Source organism: Nocardia sp. NPDC059195 (genome assembly GCF_042754695.1).
Lineage (GTDB): Bacteria > Actinomycetota > Actinomycetes > Mycobacteriales > Mycobacteriaceae > Nocardia.
Genome location: NZ_JBHZBG010000055.1, coordinates 1 through 11,034 on the forward strand (window position 1 = coordinate 1; position 11,034 = coordinate 11,034).

The following is an 11,034-nucleotide window of genomic DNA, read 5'->3' on the forward strand; positions in this document are numbered from 1 at the left end:
GTGTTCTGTATTTTGGCCCCCCTCGCGCCCCCCGCCCCCACACCCCGGCCCCCCGGGGCCTATCGCGCGGTTTTGGACTTCCACCTACCCGGACACGCGCACGGCCGCCAACCCCCCCCCGCCCGGTTCTCCCTCTGTCCGGACCTCTCAGCCCGCGGGCACCTCGATCACCGTCGCCGATCCCATCCCGCCGCCCGCGCACAGCGCCGCGATGCCGAATCCGCCACCGCGACGGCGCAGTTCGTGGACCATGGTGACGATCATCCGCGCGCCGGTCGCCGCCACCGGATGCCCGAGCGAGCAGCCGCTGCCGCTGTAGTTCACGATCTCCGGGTTCAGGTCGAGCGCCCGGATCGCCGCGAGCGGCACCGAGGTGAACGCCTCGTTGATCTCGATCAGCCGCACCGAGCCCAGCGAGATCCCGGCCCGCCGCGCGGCTTTGGTGATCGCCTCGATCGGCGCGAGTCCGGTGTCGGCCGGGTCGACGCCGACCGAGGCCCAGCCCCGGATGTAGCCCAGCGCGGGCAATCCCAGCCGATCCGAGGCGATGGCCAGTGCGGCCGCGCCGTCGTTGGCGCCGGAGGCATTGCCCGCGGTGATCGAGAAGCCGTCGATCTCGGGGTGCAGCACCTTCAGCGAGGCCAGCCGCTCCAGACTGGTGTCGCGGCGCGGGTGCTCGTCGACGTCGAAGAGCCCGTGCGGGGTCTGCACGGCGAGAATCTCGTCTTTGAACAGTCCCTCGTCGATGGCGCTGATCGCGTTGCGGTGCGAGCGGAACGCCCACTGGTCCATGTCTTCCCGGGTGAGCCCCGCCCGCACCGCGGTGTTCCAGCCGACCGTGATCGACATGTCGAGGGCGGGGGCATCGGGGCGGTCGGGATGACTCGGCGAGACCCACGGGTCGATCCACTCGTCGGCACCGACCTTGAATCGCGCGCGCGGTGCGGTCGAGTCGCTGTTGACGCCACCGGCGATCACCAGTTCGTCCATGCCGGCGCGGATGCTCGCCGCCGCCGACTGGACGGCCGCCATTCCCGCGGCGCAGTGCCGGTTCTGGGCCAGACCCGGCACCGTCGTCAGGCCCGCGGTCACCGCGGCGTGCCGGGCGAGGACGCCGCCGCCGTAGCGGCCCTCACCGAGGATCACGTCATCGATCCGGTCGGCGTCGACCTCCGCGGCGACCGCGCCGACCACGTGGTGAGCGAGATCGAAGGCGGTGGTGTCGCGCAGCGTTCCCTTCCGTGCGGTCCCGATCGGCGTCCGTAGGGCGGAAACGATGACGGCTTCAGGCATGAGGGCCTCCTCGGTGGATTGCCCGCAAAGGGCTGACTGATACGGTTGAGAACACTATTCTCTCCTACAGAGATTGATATTCACAAGGAGGAATCGCGCTATGCAGATCAGTGGAAGTTCCGCGCTCGTGGTGGGTGGCACCGGTGGGCTCGGCGAGGCGACCGTGCGGCGGCTGCATGCCGCGGGCGCGAAGGTGGTCGTCGCCGACGTCGCCGACGACAAGGGCAAACAGCTGGTCGACGAGCTCGGCATCCGCTACATACATACCGATGCGACACAGGAGGATTCGGTGCGCGCGGCGGTCGCGGAAGCGCAGTCGCTCGGCCCGCTGCGGATCTCGGTCGACACCCACGGCGGCCCGGCGACCGGCGGCAGGCTGGTCGGCAAGGACGGCTCGGCGCTGGGCCTGGACGGCTTCCGTACCACCATCGAGTTCTATCTGACCGCCGTGTTCAATGTGCTGCGCCTGTCCGCCGAGGCGATCGCGACCACCGAGCCGCTGGACGAGGGCGCGCGTGGCGTCATCGTGAACACCTCCTCCATCGCCGCGTTCGAGGGCCAGATCGGGCAACTGCCCTACGCCGCCGCCAAGGGCGGTGTCGCCGCGATGACGCTGGTCGCCGCACGCGATCTCTCCCCGCTTGGCATCCGAGTGGTCACCATCGCCCCCGGCACGGTCAACACCCCCGCCTACGGCAAAGCGGCCGACAAGCTCGAGGACTACTGGGGTCCGCAGGTACCGTTCCCCAAACGGATGGGACGCTCCGACGAGTACGCCAAGCTGGCCACCGCCATCGTCGAGAACGACTATCTCAACGGCGAAGTCATCCGGCTCGACGGCGCGCTGCGATTCCCGCCGCGCTAGCACCACACAGCTGGAAGGGGCCGGATCGCTCCGGCCCCTTCAGTGTGTGTCGAACCTATTTCCCGGCGGTGAGCCGGGTGATCACGGCCCGGAAGTCCTCGGTCTGGAACGAGAGGTCCTCGGCGGTGGTCGCGTAGTCGAGAGTGGCCAGCACGGCCCGCTCGAGATGCAGGTTCAGCAGCCGCTTGGTGCTCTCCACCGCCTGCTGGGGCAGCTCGAGTATCCGCTTGGCGCAGGCCATGACCTCCGACAGCGGGTCGGCCACCACGTGATTGACCAGGCCCATCTCGCGCGCTCGCGCGGCCGGGATCTTGGCGCCGGTCAGCGCGTATTCCTTGGCCAGCAGCAGGCTGGTGTGCAGCGGCCAGGTGAGCGGACCGCCGTCGGCGGCCACCAGACCCACCTGCACGTGCGGGTCCTTGAGGTAGGCGTCCTCGGCGATGTAGGCGACATCGCTCAGCGCCACCAGGCTGCAGCCGAGCCCGACTGCCGGACCGTTCACCGCGGCGATCACCGGCACCCGGCACCGCGCCATACCGAGCACGATCTCGCGGCCGTGCGCGATGGTCTTCGCACGCAGGTCGGCGTCGCGCGACAGTTCGGCAAGATAGGCGAAATCGCCACCGGCGGAGAACGCTGTGCCCGCGCCGGTGAGCACCGCGGCCCTGGCCGAGCGATCGGCGGAGAGCCGCGGCCACAGGGCGGCCAGGCCGGAGTGCAGCTCGTCGTTGACGGCATTGAGCGCGTCGGGCCGGTTGAGGGTGATGATCCGCAGCGGGCCGTCGGCCTCGACGATGATCTCAGGGGGTAGGTCGTACATGTCAGGCTCCTAGGTCGAGAATTCGCGTGGCGATGATGTTCTTCTGGATCTGTGAGGTGCCGCCCATGACGCTCTGGGCACGGCTGTAGAGGTAGTGGCCGAACATCTCGTCGTCACCGGTGCCCGCCACCGCCAGTGCCGCGTGGCCGACGGACTGTTCGACCCAGGTCATCAGCAGCTTGTCCAGGGAACCGTCCGGGCCGTGCACGAGGCCGTCGAGCTGTTCGGAGAGCCTGCGCCGGACATGCAGCCGCAGCATCTCGGATTCGACTGCGGCCCAGGCGAGTTCGTCGGGCACCCGGCCGGTCACCCGGGATTCGAGTTGCCGCACCGTCTTGGCGTAGCGGGCCGCGAAACCCAGGGTGGAAGGTTCGCGTTCGTGCCCGACCACCGTCATCGCCAGCTTCCAGCCGTCACCGGGCGCACCGACCATGCGGTCGGCCGGCACCCGAGCACCGTGGAACCGCACCTGCCCGAATTCACGCGTGACGCCGCTGATCATCTGCAGCGGCCGCTGCTCGATCCCGGGCTGGTGCATCGAGACGACGAATCCCGAAATGCCTTTGTGCCGTGGGGCATCCGGGTCGGTGCGGGCCAGCAGCAGGCACCAGTCGGCGACATCGGAGTAGCTGGTCCAGATCTTGTGCCCGTGCAGGACGTACTCGTCGCCCTCGCGGGTGGCCGTGGTGCGCAGCGAGGCCAGATCCGAGCCCGCGTCCGGTTCGCTGAAGCCCTGGCACCAGCGCTGCGAGCCGTCGATCATGCCGGGCAGGAACTGTTGCTGCAGTGCCGAACTCGCGTGCCTGCCCAGCCCGTGCACCAGGTAGCCGAGGCTCGGGCGGGCCGGTGCGCCGGCTCTGGTCAGTTCCTCGTCGAGGATGACGTCGTAGACCGGCGCCAGCGCGTGCCCGCCGAATTCCTTCGGCCAGGACAGACCGAAGAAGCCCGCGCCGTACAGAGCCCGATGCCAGTCCCCCGCGCGCGCCCAGTACTCGTCGCCGGACGCGGGAAAGGACGCGGCCGTGCCTGCCAGCCACTCGCGCAGGCGGGCACGGAAAGCGGCTTCGTCGGGCGAATCACGATAGTCCACGGTCGATGTCCTCCAGACGGGTTGCGAACAGTTCGGTCGAGGTCAGCACCCGGCGCAGGTAGACGTGCGCCAGGCACTCCCAGGTGTTGCCGATGCCGCCGTGCACCTGGATCGAGGTCTCACACACGGTGCGGGCGGCGCGCGCGGTGTAGACCTTGGCGATCCGGGCCGCGCGCAAGGCCTCGGCGGGCGGCAACTCGTCGACCGACCAGGCGGCGTAGCGCAGCACGCTGATCGATCCCTCGATCAGCGCCAAACTTTCGGCGAGCAGATGCGCCACCGCCTGGTAGGTGCCGATGGGGTACCCGTACTGTGCGCGCACCTTGGCGTAATCCACGGCCAGCCGGTGGGTTCCGCGGGCCGCGCCGAGCAGATCGGCGGTCGTGGTGGTGACGGCCAGTGCCTGCCACCGGGTCCGCTGTTCGGGTGACAGCTCCCCCAGTAGCTCTGTCGCCGTGCCGATTTCGGCGCTCGCCCGGGTGAGATCCGCGCCGGGCAGGCGGGCGCCCACCGCGGCGGCGCGCAGCCGCCGGTCGTCGAGCAGCAGCACCCGGTCGCGGCCGTCGGTGTCGACGGCGCGTCCGTCGACACCGATCGTCCACCGGCCTTCGGCACCGATCGTCCTTCGGCCTTCGGCCGCACGGTGCAGGTCGTCGGCCAGGACGGGCCCCAGGAACGCCACATCCACCAGTCCCCGCGCGAATTCCTCAGCGACCAGGGCGACTTCGACACCGGAGGCGCCGTCGGAGCGCAGAGCGCGCCACCCGGCGGCATCGACCGCCTTCTCCAGCCGCTGCCGCCGGTGGACGTCGTCGAGCTCGGCTACCGAGCCGGGCCCGAGTTCGTCGGCCAGCCGGGCCGCGGCATCGCGCAGCTGACGCTGCTCACTGGTCAGTCGGACGTCCATGACGCTCCTCGAGGACTCGGCGGAGCACCTTGCCCGAGGGCAGGCGCGGGATCTCGGGTACGAAAACGACACGCCGGGGCCGCTTGTAGGAGGCCAGGCGGTCACCGACCAGGGTGATCAGCTCGTCGGCGGCGACGGTGTCGAGCACGGCGACCGCGGCCACCACCGCCTCCCCGTCGCGCGGGTCGGGCGTGCCGAATACCGCGCAGTCGCTGACCAAGGGGTGGGCGTGCAGCACCGCCTCGATCTCGGCGGGCGCGACCTGGAAACCGCGGACCTTGATCATCTCCTTGGCCCGGTCGGTGATCCGGATCCAGCCGTCGGCGTCGACATGGCCGACATCGCCGGTGCGGTACCACGGGCCGTCGAACGCGTCCGCGGTCGCCTCGGCGGGCAGATAGCCCGCCATCGTCGAGGCCGAGCGGCACTGGAGCTCGCCGGTATCCCCCGCCGCCAACGGTTTTCCGGTGTCGAGGTCGACCACCCGGATCTCGACGCCCGGCGCGGCCTTGCCGACCGAATCCAGGCGGGCACCGTCGAGGGGATTGCAGGCGATGACGGGCAGTTCGCTGGCACCGTAGGCAGGCAGCCACGACACCCCGCTGCGCGCGGTCACCGTCTCGGCGATACTCGCCGTCACCGGGGTGGCGCCCCACATGATGTAGCGCAGCGAACTCAGGTCGTAGCGTTCGAGATCGGGATGCGCCGCGAGCGCGATCGCGATGGGCGCGACGGCCATCTCGACGGTGATGCGGTCGTCCTGGATACAGGACAGCATGGTGTTCAGGTCGAAGCGCCGGTGCAGCCGCATCCACGCACCGGCCCGCAACGCGGTGACGATATTGAGCAGGCCCAGGATGTGCGAGGGCGGGGTGGCGATCTGGATCCGATCGGTGCCGGTGAGCCCGAGCACCTCGGTCCACTGCCGCACCGCCACCGCCAGCGAACCGTGCGTGTGCCGCACCGCTTTCGGCATTCCCGTGGTGCCGGAGCTGAAAACCAGCACCGCGTCCGCGGCCGGATCAGCTTCGGCCGCACGGGTTTCCGAGGTGACGATGGGGTCGTCGAGGTGCCGCATCGCCAGTAGTGCACCGAGCACTGGACTGTCGCCCAGCGCGGCGACCGGCGTCGTGAGCGCGACGGCGTGCGCGACTTCGTCGTGTTTCCAGGCCGGGCTGATCAGGACGACGCAGGCGCCGATCCGCCACACGGCCAGCACCGCGACGACGAACTCGGGCCGATTCGACGACATGAGCGCCACCCGGTCCCCCGGCCGGACACCCCTTACGGTGAGCTCCTCACCGAGCCCGGCCGCGAGGGCGTCGAGTTCGTTCGCGGTGTAGGCCCGATCCTCGAATACGAGTGCGCTCGGCACGGTATCGGCCATCTTGGAAGGTTCCCGTCTCATGAGAGAGAATACTATTCTCATTTCGATAGAATCTTCATACCAGGAGGATGCGGTCCATGGCGACACTCTCTTCATATCTGCGAGCGACCGTGACCCGGGTGGTGACCGAGAGCCCGGACGCACGCACCTTCGTGCTCGCACCGCACGACGGCCCGCTGAGCTACCGGGCCGGCCAGTTCTGCACGTTCCGGGTCACCGTGGACGGCACCGAACTGTTCCGCTCGTACTCGATGTCCAGCGCGCCGGAGACCGACACCGAGCTGATGACCACGGTCAAACGCGTACCCGGCGGGGCGGTGTCGAACTGGCTGCTCGACACCGTCTCCGCGGGCGACGAGGTGGAGTTGTCCAAGGCCGCGGGCCGGTTCTGCCTGCGCGACACCGAGGTCGCGCTGCTCGGCTTCAGCGGCGGCAGCGGCATCACCCCGATCCTGTCGCTCACCAAGGCGGCACTGGCCGGCACCACCCGCCGGGTCCGGCTGCTGTGCGCGGACCGCGACCGGGCATCGATGCTGTTCGAGAGGGCGCTCGCCGAGCTGGTCGCCCGCTATCCGGATCGCCTCGAGGTGGTCCGCCACCTCGACAGCGAGCGCGGATTCCTCGACGCGGCGGCCGTGCGCGCCTTCGTCGGTGCCGACGCGCCTGGTGACCACTACATCTGCGGGCCAGAGCCTTTCATGGAACTGGTGGAGCGAGCCCTCCCCGGACCGGGCGTGGTGTTCAGCGAACGCTTCGGCACACCCGTCGCCGAGAACACCGCACCATCAGCGGAAAACGCTGCGACAGATCCGGATTCAGGTGGCACCATCACGGTGATCTTGAACGGCAAGAAGCGATCGGTACCTCGCAAAGGCGGGGAGACGCTGCTGGAAAGCGCGCGTCGCGGTGGCCTCACCCCGCCGTTCTCCTGCGAACAGGGCAACTGCGCGACCTGCATCGCCAAGCTGACGGCGGGCCGGGCGACCATGCGCCAGAACAACGCGCTGACCGACGACGAGGTCACCGACGGCTACGTCCTGACCTGCCAGGCCGTGCCCGACTCGACCGACCTCACCGTCGACTACGAGTGAGTTCCGGTGGCGCCCAGGCGAATACCACCGGGCGCCACCGGGGCATCAGCCACGCAGCTGCTGGGCCAGCTCGGCGATCATCGCCCTGGTGCGCTGCTTGGAGGCGACCAGCGCGTCGCGATCGTCGCCGATCGGCAACAGCCGCACCGAGATATCGGTCGCACCCGCCTCGGCGTAGCGGCGCAGTCCCGCCGCGATGGCGTCCTCGTCGCCGGCCAGGCACAGGTCACCGATGGTGCGCGCGTCGCCCTGTTCGAGCAGCCGCTGATAGTTCGGCGAGACCTCGGCCTCGCCGAGAATCCGGTTCGCGCGCTCCCGCGCCTCGTCCACCTGCCCCGGCGCGCACAGGCACACCGGCAATCCGGCGACCACCCGCGGCGCGGGTCTGCCCGCATCGGCGGCGGCCTTGGTGATCCGCGGCACCACATGATCGGCGATCGCGCGTTCGTCGGCCATCCAGAGGACCGTGCCGTCGGCCTGCTCCCCCGCGATCCGCAACATCACCGGCCCCAGCGCGGCGACCAGCACCGGAACCGGGGCGACCGGGCCGAGATCGAGCGGATTGTGCACCGTGAAGGTGTCGTTCTCGACGTCCACCGAGCCACTGCCGGTGAGTCCGGCCGAGAGCACCTCGAGATAGTCGCGGGTGTAGGCCGCGGGCTTGTCGTAGGCCAGGCCGAGCATGTCGCGCACGATCCAGTGGTGCGAGGGCCCCACCCCGAGGGCGAGCCTGCCGCCCGCCGCCGCGTGCGCCGAGAGCGCCTGGCGGGCCAGCGCGACCGGATGCTGGGCCTGGAGCGGGACCACGGCCGTACCGAGTTCGATCCGCGAGGTGGCCAGGCCCATCGCCGCGACGGTGATGAGCGCGTCGAAGTCGGTGGGCATCTGGGGGATCCAGGCGGTGTCGAGCCCCGCCGATTCCGCCCAGGCGATATCGCGCAGCATGCGCTCGAGCTTGCGCCCCGAGTCGCCTCTCTCCGGGCCGATCATCACGCCGATACGCACGGTTCCTCCAAGTGGGTCCAAGTTGGTGAATATGCTACTTGCGTAGAATGAGAACACCAATACCATATTTGGAGAATGAGATGCCAGACCAGGATCACCCACTGCGCGACCGCACCGTCCTCATCTCCGGCGCCAGCCGGGGCATCGGCGCGGCGATCGCCGTGGCCGCCGCCGAGCAGGGCGCCAATGTCGTGCTGCTGGCCAAGACCGACGCACCACATCCCCGCCTGCCCGGCACCGTGCACACCGCCGCGGCCGAGGTCGAGGCCGCCGGTGGCCGGGCCGCCGCCGTGGTCGGCGACGTTCGCCGCGAAGAGGATGTCGCCCGCGCTGTGGCCACCGCGATCGAACGGTTCGGCGGCATCGACGTGTGCGTGAACAACGCGGGCGCCATCGCCACCGAGCCCACCGAGGCGCTCACGATCAAGCGCTTCGATCTGCTGCACGAGATCAATGTGCGCGGCACCTTCCTGCTCACCACGGCCTGCCTGCCGCACCTGCGCAAGTCGGCCAACCCGCACGTCCTGAGCATCTCGCCGCCGGTCAACCTCGCCCCGCACTGGCTCGGCGCGCACCCGGCCTACACCCAGTCCAAGTACGCCATGACGCTGCTCAGCCAGGGGTGGGCCGCCGAATTCGGTGCTGCCGGAATCGGATTCAACTGCCTGTGGCCCCAGACGTTCATCGCCACCTCGGCCGTCGCGGCGCTGGAGGACGGCGCCGAGCAGCTCGCCTCGGCCCGCAGCCCCCGGATCATGGCCGACGCCGCCGTGGCGATCACCGCCCAACCGGCGAGTGTCGTCACCGGCCGGTGCTTCCTCGACGCGGAGGCCGTCACCCGGTTCGCCGGGATCGACGACCTGTCCCGCTACGGCGGCGGTGAGCACCCGACCCGCGACCTGTTCGTGGACTGACCACACAAGGCGAGAAGCGGCGGCCGGGATACCCCGCCGCCGCTTCTCGCTACCGGTTCAGAGCTGCGCCCACACCGACTTCGTCTTCATGTACGACTCAACACCTTCGCGCCCGAACTCGTGCCCCCAGCCCGATTGCTTATAGCCGCCGAAGGGCACCGCGTGGTCGAACACCAGCTGGCAGTTCAGCGACACGGTGCCTGCCTGCAGCCGCTTGGCGAGCCGGTGCGCACGGCTGAGATTCGTGGTCCACGCGGTGGCCGCCAGGCCGTAGGAGGTGTCGTTGGCCAGCGCGACCGCCTCGTCCTCGTCGTCGAACGGGAGCACCGTCACCACGGGGCCGAAGATCTCCTCGCGGTAGAGCCTGCTCGTCGCGGGATCCACATTGGTGAGCACGGTGGGATGGACGAAATAGCCACTGCGGTCGAGGCGGTGCCCGCCGGCGACCACCTCGACACCGTCGGACTTGCCCTCGTCGATATAGCCCATGACGCGGGTCAACTGCTTGGCACTGATCAGCGGGCCGATCATGGTGCCCTCTTCCTTGGGGCCGCCCAGCTTGAGGTTGTTCGCCACCGTGGCGATGCCCTCCACTACGCGCTCGTACACCCCGCGCTGCACGAAGATCCGGGAACCGCAGACACAGCCCTGGCCCGAGTGCACGAAGATGCCCATCGCGGCCATCATCACCGCCATGTCCAGGTCGGCGTCGTCGAAGATCAGCACCGGCGACTTGCCGCCCAGCTCGAGCATCACCTTCTTGAGATTGCCCGCCGAGGCCTGCACGATCTGCTTGCCGACTTCGGTGGAGCCGGTGAAGGCCACCTTCTCGACATCGGGATGCGCGGTGATCGCCGCACCGGCGGTGTGCCCGTAGCCCGTCAGCAGATTCACCACACCGTCGGGCACGCCAGCCTCGGCGATGAGCCGATCCAGCAGCAGCGCCGAAAGTGGTGTCTCCTCAGCGGGTTTCACCACGCTGCTGCAACCGGCGGCCAGCGCGGGAGCCAGCTTCGCGCAGGCGTTGAACACCGGCCCGTTCCACGGGAAGATCAGGCCGACCACACCGAAGGGCTCTTTGAGGGTGTAGGCGTGCATGTCGGCGTAGGCGCCGGAGACGCCGCCGGTCATCTGCACCTCGTAGGACGAGCCGTTGACTTTGGTACACCAGCCCGCGTAGTAGCGAAAGAACTCGGCGCACGTGGGAACGATCATATTCGCTTGAGCGAGCGGCATTCCCGTGTTGAGCGAGTCGAGCTCCGCGAGCTCCTGCGCGTGCTCGTCCATGAGGTCGGCGATCCGCCACATGATCTTGGCCCGTTCGCGCCCGGGCAGCCCCTGCCAGACGCCGGCCTCGAAGGAGGTCTTGGCGCGGGCCACCGCCTCGTCCACCGCTTCGGGCCCACAGTCGGTGAACTCGGTGATCTGTTCCTCGGTCACCGGGTCGATGATCGGGATGACCTCGCCTTTTCCGGGTCGTTCACGTATTTCGTCCAGTACCGATCGCAGCGTCATCGCGCATCCCCTTCGGCGTCACAGCCAGCATGGCTACATCTCTCGAAGACAGGCTTAGTGGTCCTGGTCGTAGGTTTTTCGGGGGTTCACGCGGCTGCTGGTTGTGCGGCAGGCTGGTGGTCGCAGCCGGTGTGCTGCTGGGAGTGC

At 69.3% G+C, this 11,034-nt stretch carries 10 protein-coding genes; 3 read left to right on the plus strand and 7 right to left on the minus strand.

The features are described from left to right. Positions 1-147: 147 nt before the first annotated feature. Complete coding sequence (locus ACFXKN_RS33170; RefSeq protein WP_378949726.1) at positions 148-1,293, minus strand: thiolase family protein; 1,146 nt, start codon at positions 1,291-1,293, stop codon at positions 148-150. Between the two features lie 100 nt (positions 1,294-1,393). Between ACFXKN_RS33170 and ACFXKN_RS33175 the strand changes: the two genes are divergently transcribed. Beyond that, positions 1,394-2,158, plus strand: coding sequence for an SDR family NAD(P)-dependent oxidoreductase (locus ACFXKN_RS33175; RefSeq protein WP_379434753.1), 765 nt, complete (start codon positions 1,394-1,396; stop codon positions 2,156-2,158). Between the two features lie 55 nt (positions 2,159-2,213). On the opposite strand, the gene ACFXKN_RS33180 is transcribed toward ACFXKN_RS33175, so the two are convergent. Genes ACFXKN_RS33180 through ACFXKN_RS33195 form a run of 4 tightly spaced genes read right to left on the minus strand, consistent with a single transcriptional unit; the run spans position 2,214 to position 6,383 of the window. Further along, complete coding sequence (locus ACFXKN_RS33180; protein ID WP_379434755.1) at positions 2,214-2,978, minus strand: enoyl-CoA hydratase/isomerase family protein; 765 nt, start codon at positions 2,976-2,978, stop codon at positions 2,214-2,216. Between the two features lies 1 nt (position 2,979). Continuing rightward, the gene (locus ACFXKN_RS33185; RefSeq protein ID WP_379434757.1) at positions 2,980-4,068 is read right to left on the minus strand and encodes an acyl-CoA dehydrogenase family protein; all 1,089 of its coding nucleotides are present in this window, start codon (positions 4,066-4,068) and stop codon (positions 2,980-2,982) included. Further along, positions 4,055-4,975, minus strand: coding sequence for an acyl-CoA dehydrogenase family protein (locus ACFXKN_RS33190; RefSeq protein WP_379434759.1), 921 nt, complete (start codon positions 4,973-4,975; stop codon positions 4,055-4,057). Before ACFXKN_RS33190 ends, ACFXKN_RS33185 begins: the two co-directional genes overlap by 14 nt. Beyond that, a complete protein-coding gene (locus ACFXKN_RS33195) occupies positions 4,953-6,383 on the minus strand; it encodes a class I adenylate-forming enzyme family protein (RefSeq protein ID WP_379434761.1) in 1,431 nt (476 codons plus the stop codon). Before ACFXKN_RS33195 ends, ACFXKN_RS33190 begins: the two co-directional genes overlap by 23 nt. A 56-nt stretch (positions 6,384-6,439) precedes the next feature. Between ACFXKN_RS33195 and ACFXKN_RS33200 the strand changes: the two genes are divergently transcribed. Continuing rightward, positions 6,440-7,453: a 2Fe-2S iron-sulfur cluster-binding protein gene (locus tag ACFXKN_RS33200; protein ID WP_379434763.1), complete on the plus strand. Its 1,014-nt coding sequence runs from the start codon at positions 6,440-6,442 to the stop codon at positions 7,451-7,453. A 45-nt stretch (positions 7,454-7,498) separates the two neighbouring features. Here the strand turns inward: ACFXKN_RS33200 and ACFXKN_RS33205 are convergent, their stop codons facing one another. Continuing rightward, positions 7,499-8,458 (minus strand): LLM class F420-dependent oxidoreductase, encoded by a 960-nt coding sequence (locus ACFXKN_RS33205; RefSeq protein WP_379434765.1) that lies wholly within the window; start codon positions 8,456-8,458, stop codon positions 7,499-7,501. A gap of 80 nt (positions 8,459-8,538) precedes the next feature. On the opposite strand from ACFXKN_RS33205, the gene ACFXKN_RS33210 reads away from it, so the two are divergent. Further along, entirely contained in the window at positions 8,539-9,372 is an 834-nt protein-coding gene (locus ACFXKN_RS33210; RefSeq protein WP_379434767.1) for an SDR family oxidoreductase, read from the plus strand. A 57-nt stretch (positions 9,373-9,429) separates the two neighbouring features. On the opposite strand, the gene ACFXKN_RS33215 is transcribed toward ACFXKN_RS33210, so the two are convergent. Next, positions 9,430-10,887, minus strand: coding sequence for an aldehyde dehydrogenase family protein (locus ACFXKN_RS33215; RefSeq protein ID WP_379434769.1), 1,458 nt, complete (start codon positions 10,885-10,887; stop codon positions 9,430-9,432). Between the last annotated feature and the right edge of the window lie 147 nt (positions 10,888-11,034).

Coding starts and splice junctions, on each gene's coding strand:
- ACFXKN_RS33200 (WP_379434763.1), top strand. CDS start 6,440: ATGGCGACACTCTCTTCATATCTGCGAGCGACCGTGACCCGGGTGGTG.
- ACFXKN_RS33190 (WP_379434759.1), bottom strand. CDS start 4,975: ATGGACGTCCGACTGACCAGTGAGCAGCGTCAGCTGCGCGATGCCGCG.
- ACFXKN_RS33180 (WP_379434755.1), bottom strand. CDS start 2,978: ATGTACGACCTACCCCCTGAGATCATCGTCGAGGCCGACGGCCCGCTG.
- ACFXKN_RS33215 (WP_379434769.1), bottom strand. CDS start 10,887: ATGACGCTGCGATCGGTACTGGACGAAATACGTGAACGACCCGGAAAA.
- ACFXKN_RS33210 (WP_379434767.1), top strand. CDS start 8,539: ATGCCAGACCAGGATCACCCACTGCGCGACCGCACCGTCCTCATCTCC.
- ACFXKN_RS33170 (WP_378949726.1), bottom strand. CDS start 1,293: ATGCCTGAAGCCGTCATCGTTTCCGCCCTACGGACGCCGATCGGGACC.
- ACFXKN_RS33195 (WP_379434761.1), bottom strand. CDS start 6,383: ATGAGACGGGAACCTTCCAAGATGGCCGATACCGTGCCGAGCGCACTC.
- ACFXKN_RS33175 (WP_379434753.1), top strand. CDS start 1,394: ATGCAGATCAGTGGAAGTTCCGCGCTCGTGGTGGGTGGCACCGGTGGG.